Raw genomic sequence first — 17673 nt, 5'->3', positions numbered from 1 at the left:
CTCGCGCCGCATAGGCGAAAGCTTCCTCCAATCCTCATGCCGAGGATGGAGGGAGTGAACATGAAGACCAGCCTGCGTTGGAAATCCGCCTGCGCCGCCGTCGCGACGATCACCCTGTTCAACCTGCCCCTGCTGGCCCAACCGGCGATGGCCGCGCCGCCGCCGGTCTGCATCCAGTGGGGCTGGGCCAAGTGCGATCCCGTCGGCCCGCGCTTCTCGCCCGCCTGGAACGAGTGCTTCGAGTACTACACCACGGAAGGCTGCCCCTGGTGGGACGGCACCCTGACCAGCAAGTCGGCGCCCGCGAGCGTCAAGCCCGAGGACATGCAGGCGCTGGTCCGGCAATAGTCGTCACGGCGCGGGCGGCCTCGCCGTCCGCGCTACTCGAGCAGCGACTTGAGTTTTCGCAGCCCGGCCTGGCTCTGCCGCCGGACGACCCGCCGCACCAGCGCACCGATCAGAAACCGGCCCAGGAGCGACTGGTTTCGGCTGAAGAACTTCAGGTTCAGAACGGTTTCCTGCGACGATTTCGCCGTCAGCCCCATCTCCATCCGGGGATGCAGCGGCGCCAGCGTTCCCTCGGTCATGAACCGCTCGGGCGCGCGGCTTTCGACGACCCTGATGTCGAAAATCCGGTGGCGTCCCGACGGCAATCGAAGGGTCTCCTGGTAGACCTTTCCGACCGTTCCTGGCGGCAAGCCATCCATAGATGTCACCGCCACGGCGCCCGGATACCACCGGCTGTAATTTTCATGGTTGGAGAGGAAGGCGAACACGGTCGAGATGGGACTGGCGATCGACACGGTTTCGTCGGCCAGGATGATATTCGGCTTGCTGCTCATTGGACAAATTTTACACTTATGATGCTTTTTGTAAACATCAGGCCATGACGACCTCCACGCCCACGATCGAGGCCCTGCTCGACGGCGCGATGCAGCAGTTCACGCGGCATGGTTTCGCCAAGACCTCAATGTCGGACATCGCCAAGGCGTCCGGCGTTTCGCGCACCTCGCTGTACAACGCGTTCCCGACCAAGGACGACGTGTTCCGCGCCTTGAGCGGCCGGATCAACCAGCGCGTCCATGCCGCCGTGGTGTCGGCGTTCGGACGGCCGGGCGCCTGGGACGAGCGCCTGCTCGGCATCGTCAACGCCCGCGTGAGCTGGGTCTATGAGCTGCTGCATGCGTCCGAGTATGGACGCGAGCTGATCAACGAAAAGAACAGGATTTGCGGCGGCGAGGTGCTGGCCGCCAACGACCGCTTCGAAACGGTGATCGCCGCGCTGTTCACCGAGAACCTGTCCGGGTCCACGGACGGGGCCGCGCTAGCGCGCGTCCTGATCCAGTCCGTGAACGGCATTCTCGAAGAGGCGGAGACGAAAGCGGGCGCGGAGCAGAGCATCGCGCTGTTGGTCGGCGTGTTCTGCGCGGGCGCGGCGAAGGGCTGAGGCCGACGCCTGGCAGGGCGCTACCGCGCCGTCCGCTCCACCAGGTCCGCCAGCTCCTCGGCCGCGTTCGGCTTCGCCACGCTGCGCGCGCCGGCCGCCATGCGCCCCAGGCGCTCGGGGTCCTTCAAAAGCGCGTTCAGGGCCCCGGCCATGGCGTCGACGGTCAGCTCGTCTTCGAGGCACACGGCCGCGCCGCCCGCCTCTTCCAGCAGCTTGGCGTTGAAGCGCTGGTGGTCGTCGGCGGCGATCTTCAGCGGCACCAGGATCGACGGCCGGCCGGCCACGGCCAGCTCGGTGCAGGTCGAGGCGCCCGAGCGGCCGACGACCAGGTGGGCCTGGCGCAGATAGCCGGCCATGTCGCGGAAGAACGGCGCGACCTCACAGTCGACCATGGCGTTGCGGTAGATCTTGCGCGCGCCTTCCATGCTCTCGGCGCGGGCCTGCTGGAACACCTTCAACCGGCCGCGGACGTCCTCGGGCAGCTTGGCCACCGCCTCGGGGATCAGTTCGGACAGCAGGCGCGCGCCCTGGCTGCCGCCGGTGACCAGCACCCGCAGCTGCACCTCGGGCGCGATGTAGGGAACGTCGTATAGCGCGCGCACCGGCGGACGGACCGGGTTGCCGACCACGTGCGCCTTGGCCTTCACCCCGGGCTTGGCCATCTGCAAGGTCGGGAAGGCGCAGGCGACTTCGTCGACCCTGGACGCCAGGAAGCGGTTCACGCGGCCCAGGACCGCGTTCTGCTCGTGGATCACCGTCGGCCGCTTCTGGCTCAGCGCGCCCAGCAGGGCCGGCAGGGCGGGATAGCCGCCGAAGCCGACCACCACGGCCGGGTCCAGGCGCTTGAAGGCCGCGCGGGCCTCCATCACGCCCTGCATGACCACGAAGCCGGCCTTGATCATGCCCAGCGGGTCGTTCGACTTGGCGGTGGCGGCCGACAGGGCCAGCCGCTCCTCGGCCGGGAACTTGTCGGCATAGAGGGCGCCGCGATCGTCCGTGGCCAGAACGACGCGCCAGCCGCGCGCGGACAGGGCTTCGGCGAGGGCCTGGGCGGGGAACATGTGGCCACCGGTTCCTCCGGCGGCGACGACAGCCAGCTTGCTCATGTCAGGCGAACGCGCCGTCGGCGCCGAACTCGCCGCTGGCCCCATAAGCGCCGGGGCGCTTGCGCACCAAGGCCAGGGCCATGCCCAGCGTCAAACCCATGGCGAGCATCGAGGAGCCCCCGTAACTGATGAACGGGAGCGTCATGCCCTTGGTCGGGATCATGTTCAAGTTCACCGCGATGTTAATGATGGCCTGCTGGCCCACCAGCACGAACAGGCCGGCGGCCGCCACCTGCTCGAACGAGTCGTTCAGCTTCATGGCCTTGAACAGCCCGCGCACCACCACGAAGGCGAACAGGCCGATCAGGGCCCACGAGAAGATCAGGCCGTATTCCTCGGCCGCGACCGAATAGATGAAGTCGGTGTGCAGGTCGGGCACATGGCGCTTCATGACACCCTCGCCCGGGCCGCGCCCGAACAGGCCGCCGGCGCGGATGGCCTCGGCGGCGCGGGTGATCTGATGGGTGTCGGCCTGGTCGGGGCTGAGGAACTTCTGCACCCGGGCGTGCACGTGGTCGAACAGGAAGTAGGTCGAGCCCAGGCCCGCCAGCGCCACCGCCCCCAGGCCCATGATCCACGAGATCGGCACCCCGGCCATCCAGAAGGCGGCGCCGAAGGCGATGGTGATCAGCACGGTCTGGCCGACGTCCGGCTGGATCAGCAGCAGGGCCACGGCGATGAAATAGAGCAGGAAGGCGATCGAGACGCCCGGCACCCCCTCGCCTTTCTGACCTTCCGAGAACATCCACGAGACCAGCACGATCAGGGCCGGCTTCATGAACTCGGACGGCTGCAGGGTGAAGCCGCCGAACTGCAGCCAGCGGGTGGCGCCCTTGGCGTTGTGACCGATGAACGGCAGGGCGATCATGATGGCGATGGCCGCGATATAGATGAAGAAGGCCGAGCGCCGGATGCCCTTGGGCGACAACATTGACGTGGTCAGCAGGATCACCGCCGCGCCGCTGGCGAACACGCACTGGCGCAGGGCGAAGTGGAACTGATCGCCGATGCCGATCCGCTGGGCCGCCGCCGGGCTCGAGGCGAACGACAGCAGCATCCCGAGCGTCACCAGCAGGGCCGTCGCGCCCAGCAGCCAGCGATCGGTCGTCCACCACCAGATGCCGAGCGCGGTGCGGTCGGTGCGGGCGAAGGCGTGTGTCGCGTTGGAGGCCATGACCGGGAGAGTCCGACCGCAGGGTTAATCAAATCTTGCTTGGCCGGCCTAAGTCCGTGGACATGCGGCGAAAAGCGCTGGGCGCCCCCGTCGCCGGGACCTCAGCGCAGCTCGAAATAGGCCGTGTCGCCGCCGTCGGTATGGGCGATCACCGCGATCCGCAGGGCGACGCCGTCGTCCAGGACCAGCCGGCACTCACCGCTGCGGAAGGCTTGGCGCAGCACTTCGGCGTCGGCGGTGATGCTGCCCTTGCCGCCGCGCTTGGCGCCCTGGCCGTCCGCGAACAGCACGGAGAAGGCCACCGCCCGCTCCTCGCGCTCGAGGATCAATGCGCCGGCGCCCGTGCGGGGCGCCTTGGAAACCTTGCCGAAAGCCATGGAATACACACCGAGAACTACGAAGAGCGATCATTACTCCAAATTTCGCCGCATCCGCAAAAATAAAACTCAAAAAGACATTGCGCCCTAGCGAGAACTTCGCGCATAGTGGATTTTCCAGAAATCGATCGGGCCGCCGGCTTCTCGCCACTTCATTGAAGCTTGGCTTTGGCTTGTCTCAAATCGTTTGAGACCCGGTCTCGTGGTTCGCCTAGAGCCGCGCTTCACGAAAGACCTCATGCACTCATCGCAAGACATCGGCCACGCGCAACGCCAGAAGACCGCCGCCGACGCCAAGGCGGCCCTGCTGGCCAAGTTCAAGCCGCGCGCGTCCARCACCGACCCTCAGTTCGCCGAGCGCGCCGCGATGCGGACCGCCGAACTGAGCCAGGTGCGTGAGGAGCGGGCCGTGGCCAAGGCCGCCGTGCGCCAAGCCGCCGCCGACACCGCCCAAGCCATTGTCGACGCCGATGCGGCCCTCGCCGCCGACGCGCTGACCGCCAAGCGCGGTGAGCGCAAGGAACGCAAGGCGCTCTCCAACGCCGAAGCCAAGGCCAAGCGCGACGCGCGCTACGCCGCACGGAAGGCGCGCTCTTAAGATGGCCCGTAAACCCAACTACGATTTCGAGCGCAAGGAACGCGAGCGCCAGAAGGCGGCCAAGGCCGCCGAAAAAGCCGCCGCCAAGCGCCCTCCGCCCAGCGACGACCAGCCCTCGGACGAGAACGCCTAGCTCGGGCTTGTCCGGACGCCCGTCCGGACCATCATGCCGGCGATCTCCTTGAGCAGCTTGGCCGCCACCCCGGCGGTCAGGCCGTTCACGTCGCGGCTGGGGTTGTATTCGACGATGTCGGCGCCGACGATCGGCTGATCGATGGCCTGGATGATGTCGATCACCTGCCGCGTCGACAGGCCGCCTGGCTCCGGATGCGAGACGCCGGGCGCGAAGGCCGGGTCCAGCGCGTCAATGTCCAGCGACACATAGACGGGCGTATCGAGTTTCAGCGGCAGGCTGCGCCGCCAGAGATCCGCCGTGACCACCTCCACGCCGAACCGGGCGATCTGGGCGTCGTGGTGCGGGTTCACGCAGCGAATGCCGATCTGGATCAGCCGGTCGGCCAGCCCCTCCTCCATGATCCGCGCGAACGGACAGGCGTGCGACCGCCGATTGTCCTGATAGACGTCGTAGAGATCGCTGTGCGCGTCGATATGGACGATGGTCAGACGCGGATGGCGCTTGCGCGTCGCGCGCAGGATCGGATGGCTGACCGCGTGGTCGCCGCCCAGGCTGATCAGCGGATGTCCCGCTTCCAGCACCTGGCTCACCCGCGCCTCGATAGCGTCCCAAGGATCGGTCGCCGGGTCGAAGACCACGTCGCCGTGGTCGATCAGCCGCTCGGGCTCGCCCAGGTCGACCCGCGTCTCGCTGACCAGCCCGTAGGCGTCGGACCACAGCACCTCGCGGATCGGCCCCGGCGCGCCGGCCGCGCCCTTCAGGTGCGAGGAATAGTCGTCATGGGGCACGCCCAGCAGGGAAACGCTCGTCATCTTCGGCCTCGGAAATTGAACGGGACGGCCATGGCCGCAGGGCGTTCGTAGGGCCGGCGCTTTGTTAGCTCCACTTCAATGTGCTAATAATCTCAGTAAGCTTTTCTACGAGATACGCCATGCTCGACCTCGCCCGCCTGCGTCTGCTGCGCGAACTGGCCCGCCTCGGGACCATGACCGCCGTCGCCCACGCCTTGGGTCAGACCTCCTCAGCGGTGTCGCAGCAGCTGGCCATCCTGGAGCGCGAGGCGCGCGCCCCGCTGCTGGAGCGGATCGGCCGCCGCGTGCGCCTGACCGCCGAGGGCCAAAGACTGGCCGCCCACGCCGAAACCATCATGCAGGCCGTCGAGGCGGCCGAGCTGGACCTGCGCGCCGCCCGCGGGGTCCCCGACGGCGACCTGGAGGTCGCGACCTTTCCCAGCTTCGCCAAGGCCCGACTGCTGCCCGCCGTGCTGCGCCTGCGCGCGCGCTGGCCGGGCCTGAAGGTGACGGTTCGCGAGGAAGAGCCGATCGACTCCCTGGACGCGGTGCGCGAGGGCCGGCGCGACCTGGCGATCGACTTCGCCTACAGCCTGACGCCGCGCGGCGACGCGGTCGGGCTATCGACCTTTCCGATCCTGGAGGAGCCGGTGCTGCTGGCCCTGCCCGCCGATCGGCCCGGCGGAGGCCCTGTCGAGCTCCGCGACCTGGCCGAGGCCGATTGGATCGTCGGCTCGCGCCAGTCGGACGATCATCGGCTGGCGGAGCGCGCCTGCGCCCTGGCCGGCTTCTCGCCCCGCATTGTCCACACCATCGACGACTACGACCTGATGCTGCGGATGGTGGCGGCGGGCCTGGGCGTCGGCTTCGCCCCGCAGATGGCCTTCACGTTCTCGGGCGCGGAGGGCGTCGCCGGCCGGCCCGTCGCGGACCTGGCCCTGACACGCCGTATCCAGGCGGTGACCCGCCCGACCCTGGCGAACACCGCGCGGGTCAAGGCGCTGGTCGCGGAACTGGTCGCCTAGCCCAGCGCCCGCCGCGTCCAGTCTACGATCTGGGCCGTGCTCATCGCGCCCGCCTGACGCGCGACCGGCGCGCCGTCCTTGAACAGGATCAGGGTGGGAATGCTGCTGACATTCAGCGCCCCGGCGGCGGCGGGCTCGGCCTCGGAGTCCAGCTTCAGCAGCCGCACGGCCGGTTCCAGCTGGCGCGCGGCCGCCTCGAAGTGCGGGGCCATGGTTCGGCACGGCCCGCACCACGGCGCCCAGACGTCCAGCAGCAGGGCCACGCCCGGGGTCAGGCGGCGGTGGCGGTCCAGCGCCGCGCCGGTCACAGCCGTCGGCGCGCCAGTGAACAACGCCGCCTTGCAGCGGCCGCACTTGGCCGAGAGCGGATCGCGGTCCTGCGGCAGGCGATTGCCCGCTCCGCAAGCCACGCAGGCGATCTGGGACATGGCGCCGGCCTCCTTCGCCGCCGAACACTGAAGGCCGAACACCCGTCCGTCGAACGCTGTTCCCCTATAAGAGGAGACGCATGGCTTGTAATCGTCCGCCAGCCGGTGATCATGGGCGCGGCGGCAGGGATGACTGGTGGCTGACGAAGGCGCTGACAAAACGGTTCTGGAAGGCGCGGGGGCCTATTTCCTCAGCGTCGTCGAGGCCAGCCAGGACTGTATCCGCGTGATCAGCGCCGACGGTGTCGTCGAGTACATGAACGCCCAGGGCCAGGCGCTGTTCGAGATCGAGGATTTCGACGGCCGCAACCGGCGTCGTTACTGGCCCGACATGTGGCCGCCCGAGAGCCGGGAGACCGTCGAACAGGCCCTGCGGACGGCCCTGGAAGGCCACGCCGTCGCCTTCCGCGCTCCCTGCCCCACGGCCAAGGGCTCGCCGCGCTGGTGGGACACCACCGTCTCGCCGATCCTGGAGGGCGAGCGCGTCATCCGCGTGCTGGCCACCTCGCGCGACGTCACCGGCGAGCGCCTGGCCGAAAGCCATCGCCAGCTGCTGGTCAACGAGCTGAACCATCGGGTCAAGAACACCCTGGCCACCGTGCAGTCGATCGCCAAGCAGTCGCTGCGCAACGCCGGCGTCGATATCTCGGTGCGCGACGCCCTGGAGGGCCGGCTGATGGCCATCGCCGCCACCCACAACGTGCTGACGGACCAAAACTGGTCGGCCGCCAGCCTGCGCCAGATCGTCGACGGCTCAGTGACGCCCTACCGCTCCAATCCCGGCCAGCTGACCATCACCGGTCAGGACCTGAAGGTCTCGCCCAAGCCCGCCGTGGTCATGGCCCTGGCCTTCCACGAACTGGCGATCAACGCCCTGAAGTACGGCGCCCTCTCCGCCCCTGGCGGCCACGTGGACATCCGCTGGCACGTCGAGTCCAACGACCAGCTCTATATCGAATGGGCCGAGCGCGGCGGGCCGACGGTGCATAAGCCGGAACGGCGCGGCTTCGGTTCGCGGATCGTCGAACTGGCCCTGCCCAACGAGCTGGGCGGCGCCGTGGCGGTCGACTACCGGTCCGAAGGCCTGCGCTGCTCAATCCGCTCGCCGCTGTCAGCCCTGGACAAGATCGACGCGTTCATGCCGCTGGGGTGAGGGAGCGTGGGGCGACGGTCGGCGTCGGCATCGGAAGATCTAAACGGCGGCTTTGGGTGGGGAACGGACATCCGGAAATCCCTCTCTCTGAGAGAGGGGTTTGGGGAGCGTCCGCCTAGGGTCGAAAGCCGCCCCAGGACGGGCGGATCGTTTTACGCCACCGCCGCCTTGCCGCCGCTCACCGCCAGCCCGTTCACCGCCGCGCGGAACGCCTCGCCCCGGGCTTCGAAATCGCTGAACTGGTCGAACGAGGCGCAGGCGGGCGCGAGCAGGACGATGGCGTCTTCGCCGCTGGCGGCGGCGTCGGCATAGGCCTGCTGCACTGCCTTCTCCAAGGTGACGCTCAGCGAGACCTCGGCCTTGCCGGCCAGGGTCCACGAGAACGGCTGGGCCGCCTCGCCGATCAGATAGGCCTTGGCGATGCGCGGGAAGAGGTCCTTGAGGTCCTCGATGCCGCCGGCCTTGGCGACGCCGCCGGCGATCCAATAGAATTTCGGATAGGACGACATCGCCTGGCGGGCGGCGTCGGCGTTGGTGGCCTTGCTGTCGTTGACGAAGCGGACCCGGCCCAGCTTGCCGACCGTCTCCATCCGGTGGGCTAGGCCCGGAAAGCTCATCAGGCCATCGACCGCATCGTGGACCGGGATGCCGATGGCCCGCGCGGCCGCGTAGGCGGCGGCGGCGTTCTGCCAGTTGTGGCGGCCCGGCAGGCTGCGGGCCCGAAGCAGGTCCGCGACCTCGACGACCCGCTCGCCGGTGGCGTCGTAGAGCACGCCCTGCAGGGCGTAGACGCCCCGGCCCATGGCCTTGCCGGCGCTGATCGGCCAGATGGTCCGGCGGTTGGCGGCCGTGATCTCGGTGCAGATCTGCTGGCACCAGGCGTCGTCGACCCCGATGATCGCCGTGTCGCCCTTGCCCTGGTTCAGGAAGATCCGGCGCTTGGCGGCGATATAGCCGTCCATGCCGCCGTGACGGTCCAGGTGGTCAGGCGAGATGTTCAGCAGCACCACCGCGTCGGGATGCAGGCTGGAGGTCAGGTCCAGCTGGTACGACGACAGCTCCAGCACATAGACCGCGCCGCCGTGCATGTCCTCCAGGCCGAGGACCCCTTGGCCGATATTGCCGCCGATCCGGGTGTCGCGCCCGGCCGAGGCGCAGAGGTGGCCGATCAGGGCGGTCGTGGTCGACTTGCCGTTGGTGCCGGTGATGGCGATGATCTTCGGGCGCTTGTGGATCGGCGCGGCGTTGACCGTGCGGGCGAACAGCTCGACGTCGCCCAGGATCTCGACCCCGGCCGCCTTGGCCTTGTCGACGGTCCAGTGCGGCTTGGGATGGGTCAGGGGCACGCCCGGCGACAGCATCAGGGCGGCGAACTGGCTCCAGTCGGCGGCCTGCAGGTCGACGACGGGGAAGCCTTCGGCGGCCGCGGCTTCGCGGCTCTCCGGCTTCTCGTCCCACAGGGCGACCTTGGCCCCTCCCGCGATCAAGGCGCGCGCGGCCGTCAGTCCGGTCCGGCCCAGGCCGAACACCGCGACGGTCTTGTCCTCGAATCCGCGGACGGGGATCATGGTCTCGAGTCTCCTAACGCAGCTTCAGCGTGGCGAGGCCGACGAAGGACAGCATCATCGCCACGATCCAGAACCGGATCACGACGGTGGATTCAGCCCAGCCCAGCTTCTCGAAATGGTGGTGGATCGGCGCCATCAGGAAGACCCGCTTGCCGGTCTTCTTGAAGTAGGCGACCTGGATCATGACCGACAGCGCCTCGGCCACGAACAGACCGCCGACGATGCCCAAAACCAGCTCGTGCTTGGCGCAGACGGCGATCGCGCCCAGCGCGCCGCCCAGGGCCAGCGAGCCGGTGTCGCCCATGAAGATCTTGGCCGGCGGGGCGTTGTACCAGAGGAAGCCCATGCCTCCGCCGATGATCGCGCCGCACAGCACCGCCAGCTCGCCGACCCCCGGCGCGAAGTGCAGGTTCAGATAGTCGGCGAACTTGTAGTTGCCGACCAGGTAGGCGATCAGGCCGAAGGTCGAGGCGGCGAACATCACCGGCACGATGGCCAGGCCGTCCAGGCCGTCGGTCAGGTTCACGGCGTTGGAGAAGCCGGCGATCGTCACCGCCGCGAACACCACGTAGAACCAGCCCAGATTGACCACCAGCGCCTTGAAGATCGGGAAGACCACGCTGGTCTCCATGCCCGGCGTCATCGGCGACTTGGGCGCGAACAGGATCAGGATCACGGTGGCGGCGATGGCCACGATGAACTGGGCGATCAGTTTCTGGACGCTGGAGAGGCCCGCCGTGGTCTGCTTGGTGACCTTGGCGTAGTCGTCCATGAAGCCCAGCACGCCGTAACTGCCGGTTACCAGCAGCACGACCCAGACGTGGATGTTGCGCAGGTCGGCCCACAGCAGGGCGCCGGCGAACAGCCCGGCCAGGATCATGAAGCCGCCCATGGTGGGCGTGCCGGCCTTTTCGGTGACGTGACGGGCGATGCCGTCGGTGCGGATCGGCTGGCCCTTGCCCTGCTTGGCCTTCATCCAGCGGATGAAGCGCGAGCCCATYGCCACGGCGACGATATAGGCGGTCAGCATGGCCATGCCCGACCGGAAGGTCAGGTATTTCAAGAGGTTCAGCGCCGGGACGTGCTCTTGCGTGCGCGCCAGCCATTCGTACAGGAAGTACAGCATCAGCCCTGTTCCCCAAGATCGAGCGCGGCCAGGGCTCCAGCGAGAACGCCGGCCCTGGAGCCGTTCGACCCCTTCACCATCACCACGTCGCCAGGCTTGATCGCCCCCGCCAGCGCCGTCGTTAACTTTTCGGTAACTTCCGCGTAACCGCCCCGCCGAGTCGGCGGAAGCGCCTCCCACAGCGATTTCATGTGGACGCCTGCCAGAAAAACCACGTCAACGTTTGCACGCGCGATCGGCTCTGCAAGCTCGGCGTGAAAACGCGAACTGCCCTCGCCCAATTCGAGCATGTCGGTCAGCACCGCGACCCGGCGGCCGGCGACCTTGCGCGCGCCCAGGGTCTTCAGCGCGGCCTGCATCGAGACCGGATTGGCGTTGTAGCTCTCGTCGACCAGGGTGAAGGCGCCGCCGTCGATGCGGACCGTCTTCTCGGCCCCGCGGCCCTCGATCGGGGCGAAGGCCGCCAGCGCGGCCAGGGCCGTCTCGCGTGGCACGTCCAGGGCTTCCAGCATCAGCAGGACGCARAGACTGTTGGGGCCCCAGTGGACGCCGGTCTGCCGGATCGGAAAGCTGAGGGCCTCGCCGCGCAGTTCGACGGAGACCGTGGCGCCCTCGCCTTCCACCGCGAAACCGGTCAGGCGCGCGGTCGCGCCCTCGGCCTCGCCGAAGCTCCAAACCAGCGCGCCGACCTTGGCGGCCTCGGCGCGCAGCAACTCGAACCACGGGTTGTCGGCATTCAGCACCGCGATCCCGCCGGGCTCCAGCCCCGCGAAGATCTCGGCCTTGGCTCGAGCGACGCCCTCCTCGCCGTCGGCGAAGTTCTCCAGGTGCACCGGCCCGACCGTAGTGATGGCCACCGCGTGGGGGCGGACGAACTGGCTGAGCGGGGTGATCTCGTCGGCGTGGTTCATGCCGACCTCGAACACGGCGCGCTGGGTGTCGCGCGGCATCCGAGCCAGGGTCAGGGGCACGCCGATGTGGTTGTTGTACGACTTCACCGAGGCGTGGGCCTTGCCGGCCAGGCGCAGGCCCGCTTCGACGGCGCGAGTGACGCTGGTCTTGCCGACCGAGCCGGTCACCGCGCCGCGCTTGCACTGGGGCGCTCGTTCGCGGGCGGCGACACCGAGGGCTTCCAGCGCCTTGAAGGTATCCGCGACCATCACGGCAGGCGCGACGACGGGTTTGGCGGCCAGGACGCCGGTCGCACCAGCGGACACGGCCTGCGGCACGAACTCATGACCGTCCCGCGCGCCGACCAGCGGCACGAACAGGTCGCCCGGCTCGACCGAGCGGGTGTCGATCGAGACGCCGGTCACGGTGAAGTCGCCAGCGACCTCGCCGCCAACGGCTTTCGCGATTTCCTCAGCCGTCCAGAGCGCTTCAGGCATCCACGCCCTCCAACGCTTCCAGGGTCTCGGCCACGTCGTCGAACGGATGGACGACGCCGGCGACGATCTGGCCCTGCTCGTGGCCCTTGCCGGCGATGACCAGCACGTCGCCCTCGCGCAGCAACTCGACGCCGGCGCGGATGGCGGCGCGGCGGTCGCCGATCTCGCTGGCCCCGGGCGCGGCGTCCAGGATGGCGGCGCGGATCGAGGCGGGATCCTCCGAGCGGGGATTGTCGTCGGTGACGATGGCGACATCGGCCAGGCGCGCGGCGATGGCGCCCATCAGCGGACGCTTGCCCCGGTCGCGGTCGCCGCCGGCTCCGAACACGGCGATCAGCTTGCCGGCGGTGTGCGGGCGCAGGGCTTCCAGCACCGTCTCCAGGCCGTCGGGCGTATGGGCGTAGTCGACATAGGCCTCGCCGCCGCGCGGCCCACGGCCGACGCGCTGCAGACGGCCGGCCGCGCCCTCCAGGGTTTCGAGGGCCTTCAGCACCTTGGCGACGTCCTCGCCGGCGGCGATGCACAGGCCGGCGGCGACCAGCACGTTCGAAGCCTGGAAGGCCCCGGCCAGCGGCAGGCGGATGTCGTAGGCCGCGCCTGCGGCCTCGATCAGCAGGCGCTGGCCTTCCGGCGTCGGGGTGCGGGTGACCAGGCGCAGGCCCTGGCCGTCCTCGCCGACCGAGAACACGCTCTGGCCCGAGGTGACGGCGGCGGCGGCGAAGTTGGGGAAGGCCTCGCTGTCGGCGTTCAGCACCGCCGTGCCGCCGGTCGGCGTCAGGGTGTCGAACAGGCGCAGCTTGGCGGCGCGATAGGCCTCCATCGAGCCGTGATAGTCGAGGTGGTCCTGGGTGAAGTTGGTGAAGCCGGCGGCGTGCAGCTTGACCCCGTCGACGCGGCGTTGGTCGACGCCATGCGAGCTGGCTTCCAGGGCCAAGTGGGTGACGCCCATCTCGGCCAGGCGCGCGACCATCTCGGCCACGTCGCCGGCGTCGGGCGTGGTCAGGCCGGGCGGGGTCAGCTGCTGGTCGGGCTGGCCGGCCTCGCTGACCACCACGCCGAGGGTGCCCATGCTGGCGGCCTTGTGACCAAGCTTCGCGAAAATCTGGCGGGCGAAGCCGGCGACCGAGGTCTTGCCGTTGGTGCCGGTGACGGCCACGCACATGGCCGGCTGCTTGCCCCAGAACGCCGCCGAGGCCAGGGCGTAGGCGCGGCGGGCGTCCTCGGAGCGGACCACCGGCACGCCCAGGCCCTCCAGCCCGTCCTCGGGGGCCAGCACGGCGGCGGCGCCCTTGGACACCGCGCCCGGCGCGAAGTCGCGGCCATCGACCTTGGTCCCCGGCAGGGCGGCGAACAGCCAGCCGGCCGTGACCTTGCGGCTGTCGGCGGTGACGCCGGCGATCAGCGGGTCGCTGGTAAACGGACGGTTGAACAGTTCCGACAGACGCCTGGTCATAGTCCCGCCTCCGGAGCAGCCGGCTTGGATGGGCTGGCGATGGTCACCAGCTCGGTCTTGCGTTGAACGCCCAGGAAGGGCGCGATGCGCTCGATCACCCGGCCGGCGGCCGGCGCGGCGACCCAGCCGCCGGTCGAGAAGCCGAAGGTCTTGGCCGTGCCGTGCGGCTCGTCCAGCAGGATCAGCACGAAGTAGCGGTCGGCCTCCAGCGCGCCGTCGGTCGGGAACACCGCCGCGAACGACGAGACCTGGCGTTGGTGATTGTAGCCGCGGATCGAGGGGTCGTACTTCTCGCCGGTGCCGGTCTTGCCGCCGACCGACAGGCCCGGCACGTCGGCCTTGCCGCCGCTGCCGCCCTCGCCGGGCACGACGTTGGCGCGCATGATCTTCAGCATCTCCATCGATGTGTTCTCGGAGAGCACCCGTCGGCCTTCGGGGCGCACGCCCGGCGGCATCTTCTTGATGGTCAGGGGCAACAGCTCGCCGCCGTTCATGATGGCGTTCATCGCCTGGGCCAGGGCCAGCGGGCTGACGTTCATGCCGTGGCCGAACGAGGTGGAGGCCACCGCGTCCTGGTCCCACTTGCGCGGGGTCAGGGGCCGCGCCGACTCCGGCAGCTCGACCTTGGCCGGCTTGGTCAGGCCCAGATTGGTGAAGTACTGGCTGAGGCGCTCGCCGCCGATCCGCTCGGCCAGCATGGCCGTGCCGATGTTCGACGAGTGCTTGAACACCTCGACCAGGGTCAGGATGGCCTTGGCCGCGTGGTAGTCGTGGATGGTGCGATAGCCCAACTTGAACGGCTCGCGCGCGTCGAAGGTCGAGGACGCGGTGGCCACGCCGGTGTCCAGGCCGATGGCCACGGTGAAGGCCTTGAAGGTCGAGCCCATCTCGTAGACCGCCGCGGCGGCGCGGTTCAGGCGCTGGTCGTCGGTGGCGTCGCCGGCCTTGTTGGCGTCGTAGTCGGGATAGCTGGCCAAGCCCAGGATCTCGCCGGTGTGGACATTGGTGACAAGGCCCACGGCGCCCTTCGGGGTGAACTCCTGGGCGGCCTTGCGCAGCTCGTCCTCGAGGGCGGCCTGCACGCGCACGTCGATCGACAGCTGGGTCGGCGCGCCGCCGTCCAGGCCGGCGGCCTTGCGGATCGGATCATCCAGAGCGCGCTCGGCGCCGGCCAGACCCTTGCCGCCGCTGTCGACGAAGCCGATCAGGTGCGCGGCCGTCGCGCCCAGCGGATACATCCGCCGCTCCTGCTCCTCGAACGACACGCCCGGCAGGCCGAGATTGAAGACCGCGTCCTTCTCGTCGGGGGTCAGCCCGCCCAGGACGAAGGCGCGGTGATCGCCGAACACGGCCTTGTCCAGGCGCTTGGCGGGAACCTGCGGCAGGGCCTTGCCCAGCGCCGTCCGGGTCTCCTTGGCGTCCCAGACCTCGCGCGGATCGATGTAGAGGGCGTAGTGGGCCAGGTCGACGGCCAGCAGCTTGCCGTTGCGATCGACCACGTCGCCGCGCGCGCCGTCGGCGCCTTGAGCATAGCCCGTGCCCTGCCCCGCGTGGGAGAACAGCGCCGCCCAGCCCGCCCCCAGCGCCACGCCGACGAAGCACAGGCTGAAGAAGGCCATCACCAGGAAGATGCGGATGCGGGTGTCGTCTTCGGGCTTGGCGGCGGCCCGCGAGCGCTCGAACGCGTGCTCCAACCGCCAGACGCGCTCGATCAGCCAGCGCCAGGCGGCGGGTTGGAAGCCGTTGGGACCCAGGTTGGAGAGGCTCATTCCAGCCCCCCTTGCGGCGGCGGCGGAGGCGGAGGCGGCGGGACCGAAGCGTCGTCCGGCAGAGCCTCGGGCGCGTCGGTGGCCAGGGACTCGGGCGCGACCGGCACGGCGGCCACCGGCGCGCGCGGCAGGTCACGGCGACGGGCGACGTCGATCAGCGCGTCCTCGGTGATCTCGTGGTCCGGCGCGATCGGCTTCAGCTGCATCATCTGCGCCAGCTGCTCGATACGGCGCGGCTGTTCCAGGTGGGCGACCTCGGCTTCCAGCAGGCGCTTGCGGACGGCCTCGTCCTGGATCTCCTGCTCGATGCGGCCGATCTCCTGACGCTCGCTGCCGGCGAAGGTCTTGGCCAGATAGACGCTGGTGACCAGGCTGATCAGGATGCAGAGGCCCACGACCTCGACGACCCGGAACCCGCGGACGCGGCGATTGAAGACGCCGGCGACGCTCATGCCGCGGCCTCCCAGACCGGCGCCTCGGTGCGCACGGCCGCGCGCAGCTTCGACGAGCGCGCGCGAGGATTGACGGCCAGTTCGGCCTCTCCCGGGGCGATGGCCTTGTTGGCGATCAGCTGGAAGCTGGCGGGCGCGCCGGCCGGCGCCTGCGGCAGGTGGCGCGAGCCGCCCGGCGTGCGCCCGGCCCGCTCGGCCAGGTAATTCTTGACGATGCGGTCTTCCAGCGAATGGAACGTGACCACCGCGAGACGACCGCCCGGTTTCAGAATGCGCTCGGCGGCGGCGAGGCCGGCCTCCAGCTCGCCCAGTTCGTCATTGACCGCGATGCGCAGTCCCTGGAACGAGCGGGTGGCGGGGTGGACCTTGGCGCCCTTGCGACCGCCCAGGGCGCGCTCGATCACGTGAGCCAGGTCAAGGGTGCGCTCGAACTTGCGCTCCTCGCGGCGCCTGACGATGAAGCTGGCGATGCGGCGCGAGGCATGCTCCTCGCCATAGACGTAGAGGATACGGGCCAGCTCGGTGTGGTCCAGCTCGTTGACGAGGTCGGCGGCCGTCGGGCCGGTGTCGCTCATCCGCATGTCCAGCGGGCCGTCGCGCATGAACGAGAAGCCGCGCTCGGCTTCGTCCAGCTGCATGGACGACACGCCGATATCCAGCACCACGCCGTCGACCGACTGCGGCTCGAAGTGCTCGGCCATCTGGGAGAAGCGGTCACCGATCAAGCGGAAGCGGTCGGCTGGCAGCCCTTCCGCAAAGCGCTGCACGGTGGGATCGCGGTCGAAACCGACGACGCTGGCGCCGGTGGCCAGGATCGCGCGGGTATAGCCGCCCGCCCCGAAGGTGCCGTCGATGATCGTCTCGCCCGGCTTGGCGCCCAGGGCCTGGACCACTTCGTCCAGCAGGACCGAGACGTGCGGCGCTTCGCTCACGACGCGCTCCCCAGCTTGGCCACGCGCTGTTGCGTGCGCAGAGCCGCCAGGCCTTCCCGGGCCAGGTCACGTTGCGCCGCGCGATGGGCCTGGAAGGCCTCGCGCGACCAGATCTGAAAACGCTCACCCATACCGACGACGGTCACCCAATCCGTGAGACCGCACATTTCGCACAGCTGGTCGGGAAGCGTAATGCGACCAGCTGTATCAAACGACAGCTTGGCCATGCCGCCCAGGATGCTGACTTCCAGGGCCGAGCGGGTCGGATCGCCGAACGGCAGCTCCTCGATCACGCCCAAATAACGGTCGAACAAAGGTTTTCCGCCAGCTTCCAGACAATCGGCCTCGATCGCGGGGAAGCAGAAGATCCCGTCGAACAGGCCGGAGACGGCCGCGCGGAACTCCTGCGGCACAACGATGCGCCGCTTGCTGTCGAGCTGTTTCTCGAACGTCGAGAGAAACACGAAAGCCGAACCCCGCCAGACCCAGGTCGGTCGGCAAGCCCGCCCCGACGCAAATTGGGTTAACATGGGATGAACTGGGAGACAATGACACCAAGGCCCGTTTCATCGACATTTCAAAGGTGTCGCACCCCTTCTTCACTGGGCGTGATAGTTAATCCACAGAACATACACAGAACTCGTTGAGTGGAGGCGAGATGGCGTCCCAGTTCGTCCCATTGGATGTGGATTTCGCGGCTGGACGCCCCCTCCGTCACGGCGCGTATTCGCGCCGCGCCACCTCCCCCGC

The 17673-nt window shown here is 69.1% G+C and carries 20 protein-coding genes; 6 read left to right on the top strand and 14 right to left on the bottom strand.

The window, feature by feature from the left end:
- Window positions 1-60: 60 nt before the first annotated feature.
- A complete protein-coding gene (locus AC1DSO_RS17845; RefSeq protein WP_477070104.1) occupies window positions 61-348 on the top strand; it encodes a hypothetical protein in 288 nt (95 codons plus the stop codon).
- Window positions 349-380: 32 nt separating this feature from the next.
- On the opposite strand, the gene AC1DSO_RS17840 is transcribed toward AC1DSO_RS17845, so the two are convergent.
- Window positions 381-842, bottom strand: coding sequence for an SRPBCC family protein (locus AC1DSO_RS17840; RefSeq protein WP_477070103.1), 462 nt, complete (start codon window positions 840-842; stop codon window positions 381-383).
- Between the two features lie 44 nt (window positions 843-886).
- Between AC1DSO_RS17840 and AC1DSO_RS17835 the strand changes: the two genes are divergently transcribed.
- The gene (locus AC1DSO_RS17835) at window positions 887-1447 is read left to right on the top strand and encodes a TetR/AcrR family transcriptional regulator (protein ID WP_477070102.1); all 561 of its coding nucleotides are present in this window, start codon (window positions 887-889) and stop codon (window positions 1445-1447) included.
- 20 nt (window positions 1448-1467) lie between these two features.
- Here AC1DSO_RS17835 and murG read toward each other — a convergent pair whose 3' ends face one another.
- The 3 genes from murG to AC1DSO_RS17820 form a co-directional block, all read right to left on the bottom strand.
- Window positions 1468-2553 carry an undecaprenyldiphospho-muramoylpentapeptide beta-N-acetylglucosaminyltransferase gene (gene murG, locus AC1DSO_RS17830; RefSeq protein WP_477070101.1) on the bottom strand — a complete coding sequence of 362 codons (1086 nt, stop codon included), beginning with the start codon at window positions 2551-2553 and terminating at the stop codon, window positions 1468-1470.
- 1 nt (window position 2554) lies between these two features.
- A complete protein-coding gene (gene ftsW, locus AC1DSO_RS17825; RefSeq protein ID WP_477070100.1) occupies window positions 2555-3727 on the bottom strand; it encodes a putative lipid II flippase FtsW in 1173 nt (390 codons plus the stop codon).
- Between the two features lie 101 nt (window positions 3728-3828).
- A complete protein-coding gene (locus AC1DSO_RS17820) occupies window positions 3829-4104 on the bottom strand; it encodes a hypothetical protein (protein WP_047412969.1) in 276 nt (91 codons plus the stop codon).
- A 238-nt stretch (window positions 4105-4342) separates the two neighbouring features.
- Here AC1DSO_RS17820 and AC1DSO_RS17815 point away from each other — a divergent pair, with 238 nt between their 5' ends.
- Window positions 4343-4702, top strand: coding sequence for a DUF6481 family protein (locus AC1DSO_RS17815; RefSeq protein WP_477070099.1), 360 nt, complete (start codon window positions 4343-4345; stop codon window positions 4700-4702).
- Window position 4703: 1 nt separating this feature from the next.
- On the top strand, window positions 4704-4835 hold the full coding sequence (locus AC1DSO_RS17810) for a hypothetical protein (RefSeq protein WP_477070098.1): 132 nt from the start codon (window positions 4704-4706) through the stop codon (window positions 4833-4835).
- Here AC1DSO_RS17810 and speB read toward each other — a convergent pair.
- Complete coding sequence (speB, locus tag AC1DSO_RS17805; RefSeq protein WP_477070097.1) at window positions 4832-5650, bottom strand: agmatinase; 819 nt, start codon at window positions 5648-5650, stop codon at window positions 4832-4834. The genes AC1DSO_RS17810 and speB overlap by 4 nt on opposite strands.
- Window positions 5651-5769: 119 nt before the next feature.
- On the opposite strand from speB, the gene AC1DSO_RS17800 reads away from it, so the two are divergent.
- Entirely contained in the window at window positions 5770-6654 is an 885-nt protein-coding gene (locus AC1DSO_RS17800) for a LysR substrate-binding domain-containing protein (RefSeq protein WP_477070096.1), read from the top strand.
- Here AC1DSO_RS17800 and AC1DSO_RS17795 read toward each other — a convergent pair.
- Window positions 6651-7082 (bottom strand): thioredoxin domain-containing protein, encoded by a 432-nt coding sequence (locus tag AC1DSO_RS17795; RefSeq protein ID WP_477070095.1) that lies wholly within the window; start codon window positions 7080-7082, stop codon window positions 6651-6653. The two genes, AC1DSO_RS17800 and AC1DSO_RS17795, sit on opposite strands and share 4 nt — an antisense overlap.
- Before the next feature lie 136 nt (window positions 7083-7218).
- On the opposite strand from AC1DSO_RS17795, the gene AC1DSO_RS17790 reads away from it, so the two are divergent.
- Entirely contained in the window at window positions 7219-8235 is a 1017-nt protein-coding gene (locus AC1DSO_RS17790; protein WP_477070094.1) for a sensor histidine kinase, read from the top strand.
- 152 nt (window positions 8236-8387) lie between these two features.
- Here the strand turns inward: AC1DSO_RS17790 and murD are convergent, their stop codons facing one another.
- The 8 genes from murD to AC1DSO_RS17750 are packed head-to-tail and all read right to left on the bottom strand — an operon-like array spanning window position 8388 to window position 17387.
- Window positions 8388-9803, bottom strand: a complete 1416-nt coding sequence (murD, locus tag AC1DSO_RS17785) for a UDP-N-acetylmuramoyl-L-alanine--D-glutamate ligase (RefSeq protein ID WP_477070093.1) — start codon at window positions 9801-9803, stop codon at window positions 8388-8390.
- Between the two features lie 13 nt (window positions 9804-9816).
- Window positions 9817-10929, bottom strand: coding sequence for a phospho-N-acetylmuramoyl-pentapeptide-transferase (mraY, locus tag AC1DSO_RS17780; protein WP_477070092.1), 1113 nt, complete (start codon window positions 10927-10929; stop codon window positions 9817-9819).
- A complete protein-coding gene (locus AC1DSO_RS17775; protein ID WP_477070091.1) occupies window positions 10929-12317 on the bottom strand; it encodes a UDP-N-acetylmuramoyl-tripeptide--D-alanyl-D-alanine ligase in 1389 nt (462 codons plus the stop codon). Before AC1DSO_RS17775 ends, mraY begins: the two co-directional genes overlap by 1 nt.
- A complete protein-coding gene (locus AC1DSO_RS17770; RefSeq protein ID WP_477070090.1) occupies window positions 12310-13770 on the bottom strand; it encodes a UDP-N-acetylmuramoyl-L-alanyl-D-glutamate--2,6-diaminopimelate ligase in 1461 nt (486 codons plus the stop codon). Before AC1DSO_RS17770 ends, AC1DSO_RS17775 begins: the two co-directional genes overlap by 8 nt.
- Window positions 13767-15539, bottom strand: a complete 1773-nt coding sequence (locus AC1DSO_RS17765) for a peptidoglycan D,D-transpeptidase FtsI family protein (RefSeq protein WP_477070089.1) — start codon at window positions 15537-15539, stop codon at window positions 13767-13769. The genes AC1DSO_RS17770 and AC1DSO_RS17765 overlap by 4 nt, the downstream gene beginning before the upstream one ends.
- Window positions 15536-15991 carry a cell division protein FtsL gene (ftsL, locus tag AC1DSO_RS17760; protein WP_477070088.1) on the bottom strand — a complete coding sequence of 152 codons (456 nt, stop codon included), beginning with the start codon at window positions 15989-15991 and terminating at the stop codon, window positions 15536-15538. Before ftsL ends, AC1DSO_RS17765 begins: the two co-directional genes overlap by 4 nt.
- Window positions 15988-16923: a 16S rRNA (cytosine(1402)-N(4))-methyltransferase RsmH gene (gene rsmH, locus AC1DSO_RS17755; RefSeq protein ID WP_477070087.1), complete on the bottom strand. Its 936-nt coding sequence runs from the start codon at window positions 16921-16923 to the stop codon at window positions 15988-15990. The genes ftsL and rsmH overlap by 4 nt, the downstream gene beginning before the upstream one ends.
- Window positions 16920-17387, bottom strand: a complete 468-nt coding sequence (locus AC1DSO_RS17750; protein WP_477070086.1) for a division/cell wall cluster transcriptional repressor MraZ — start codon at window positions 17385-17387, stop codon at window positions 16920-16922. The genes rsmH and AC1DSO_RS17750 overlap by 4 nt, the downstream gene beginning before the upstream one ends.
- Window positions 17388-17673: the final 286 nt, after the last annotated feature.

It is taken from the genome of Caulobacter sp. P4_E5 (assembly GCF_056401555.1).
This window is presented reverse-complemented; position numbering and strand designations above follow the sequence as displayed.

What these genes read in the sequence shown, in the direction of transcription:
- ftsL (WP_477070088.1), bottom strand. Translation starts at nt 15,991, where the DNA reads ATGAGCGTCGCCGGCGTCTTCAATCGCCGCGTCCGCGGGTTCCGGGTC.
- AC1DSO_RS17765 (WP_477070089.1), bottom strand. Translation starts at nt 15,539, where the DNA reads ATGAGCCTCTCCAACCTGGGTCCCAACGGCTTCCAACCCGCCGCCTGG.
- AC1DSO_RS17835 (WP_477070102.1), top strand. Translation starts at nt 887, where the DNA reads ATGACGACCTCCACGCCCACGATCGAGGCCCTGCTCGACGGCGCGATG.
- AC1DSO_RS17840 (WP_477070103.1), bottom strand. Translation starts at nt 842, where the DNA reads ATGAGCAGCAAGCCGAATATCATCCTGGCCGACGAAACCGTGTCGATC.
- AC1DSO_RS17800 (WP_477070096.1), top strand. Translation starts at nt 5,770, where the DNA reads ATGCTCGACCTCGCCCGCCTGCGTCTGCTGCGCGAACTGGCCCGCCTC.
- murG (WP_477070101.1), bottom strand. Translation starts at nt 2,553, where the DNA reads ATGAGCAAGCTGGCTGTCGTCGCCGCCGGAGGAACCGGTGGCCACATG.
- murD (WP_477070093.1), bottom strand. Translation starts at nt 9,803, where the DNA reads ATGATCCCCGTCCGCGGATTCGAGGACAAGACCGTCGCGGTGTTCGGC.
- speB (WP_477070097.1), bottom strand. Translation starts at nt 5,650, where the DNA reads ATGACGAGCGTTTCCCTGCTGGGCGTGCCCCATGACGACTATTCCTCG.
- AC1DSO_RS17770 (WP_477070090.1), bottom strand. Translation starts at nt 13,770, where the DNA reads ATGACCAGGCGTCTGTCGGAACTGTTCAACCGTCCGTTTACCAGCGAC.
- AC1DSO_RS17820 (WP_047412969.1), bottom strand. Translation starts at nt 4,104, where the DNA reads ATGGCTTTCGGCAAGGTTTCCAAGGCGCCCCGCACGGGCGCCGGCGCA.
- AC1DSO_RS17810 (WP_477070098.1), top strand. Translation starts at nt 4,704, where the DNA reads ATGGCCCGTAAACCCAACTACGATTTCGAGCGCAAGGAACGCGAGCGC.
- ftsW (WP_477070100.1), bottom strand. Translation starts at nt 3,727, where the DNA reads ATGGCCTCCAACGCGACACACGCCTTCGCCCGCACCGACCGCACCGCG.
- AC1DSO_RS17795 (WP_477070095.1), bottom strand. Translation starts at nt 7,082, where the DNA reads ATGTCCCAGATCGCCTGCGTGGCTTGCGGAGCGGGCAATCGCCTGCCG.
- AC1DSO_RS17845 (WP_477070104.1), top strand. Translation starts at nt 61, where the DNA reads ATGAAGACCAGCCTGCGTTGGAAATCCGCCTGCGCCGCCGTCGCGACG.